The 1,583-nt window shown below is 69.2% G+C and carries 1 protein-coding gene; it reads right to left on the bottom strand.

Features of this window, described 5'->3' with window-relative positions; genetic code table 11:
* On the bottom strand, window positions 1-1,583 hold a 1,583-nt coding region (acs, locus tag ACI2LP_RS34410; protein WP_404728468.1), incomplete at both ends, for an acetate--CoA ligase.

Below are 1,583 nucleotides of genomic sequence, written 5' to 3'. Positions count from 1 at the left end.
TCGGTGGTGGAGATGTTGTGGCCGGAGACGAGCATGACGTCGTCGACGCGGCCGAGCAGCCAGATGTCGCCGTCGTCGTCCTTCTTGGCGCCGTCGCCCGCGAAGTACTTCCCCTCGAAGCGCGACCAGTACGTCTCGATGAAGCGCTGGTCGTCCCCCCAGATCGTGCGCAGCATCGACGGCCACGGCTCGGTGAGCACCAGGTACCCACCGTGCCCGTTCGGGACCTCGTTCGCGTCGTCGTCGACGACGGTGGCGGAGATGCCGGGAAGGGCGCGCTGGGCGGAGCCGGGTTTGGTCTCGGTGACGCCGGGCAGGGGGCTGATCATCATCGCGCCGGTCTCGGTCTGCCACCAGGTGTCGACGATCGGCGTGTGGCCCGCGCCGATGTGCTCGCGGTACCAGATCCATGCCTCGGGGTTGATCGGCTCGCCGACCGAGCCGAGGACGCGCAGCGAGGACAGGTCGAACTTGGCGGGGATGTCGTCGCCCCACTTCATGAAGGTGCGGATGGCGGTGGGCGCGGTGTAGAGGATGGTGACGCCGTACTTCTGGACGATCTCCCAGAAGCGGCCCTGGTGCGGGGTGTCGGGGGTGCCCTCGTACATGACCTGGGTGGCGCCGTTGGCGAGGGGGCCGTAGACGATGTAGGAGTGGCCGGTCACCCAGCCGATGTCGGCGGTGCACCAGTAGACGTCGGTCTCCGGTTTGAGGTCGAAGACGGCGTGGTGGGTGTAGGCCGCCTGGGTGAGGTAGCCGCCGGAGGTGTGCAGGATGCCCTTCGGCTTCCCGGTCGTACCCGAGGTGTAGAGGATGAACAGCGGGTGTTCGGCGTCGAAGGCCTGGGGGGTGTGCTCGGCGGACTGGCGGGCGGTGATCTCGTGCCACCACACGTCGCGGCCCTCGGTGAAGGCGATGTCCTGCCCGGTACGGCGTACCACCAGGACGTGTTCGATCCGGTCGACGCGCTCGATGGCGTCGTCGACGGCGGGCTTGAGGGCGGTGGCCCTGCCGCGCCGGTAGCCGCCGTCGGCGGTGATGACGACCTTGGCGTCGGCGTCCTCGATGCGGGTGGCGAGGGCTTCGGCGGAGAAGCCGCCGAAGACGACGGAGTGTGCGGCGCCGATGCGGGCGCAGGCCAGCATCGCGACGACGGCCTCGGGGATCATCGGCATGTAGACGGCGACCCGGTCGCCGGCCTGGACTCCGAGTTCGGTCAGGGCGTTGGCGGCGCGTGAGACCTCGTCCTTGAGCTCGGTGTAGGTGATGGCGCGGCTGTCGCCGGGCTCTCCCTCGAAGTGGATGGCGATGCGGTCGCCGTTGCCGGCCTCGACATGGCGGTCGACGCAGTTGTAGGCGATGTTCAGCGTGCCGTCGGCGAACCACTTCGCGAACGGCGGGTTGGTCCAGTCAAGGGTCTCGGTCGGTTCGGTGGCCCAGGTCAGCCGCCTCGCCTGCTCGGCCCAGAAGCCAAGCCTGTCCGCCTCGGCCTGCTCGTACGCCTCCGCCGTCACGTTGGCGTGCGCGGCCAGCTCGGCCGGCGGTGCGAACCGCCGTTCTTCCTTGAGCAGGTTGGCCAGGCT

The sequence above is a fragment of the Streptomyces sp. NPDC019890 genome (assembly GCF_044903445.1).
In the GTDB taxonomy this organism is placed as follows: domain Bacteria; phylum Actinomycetota; class Actinomycetes; order Streptomycetales; family Streptomycetaceae; genus Streptomyces.
Note: the sequence above shows the minus strand (reverse complement) of the source record. Positions and strands in the feature narration are given on the sequence as shown.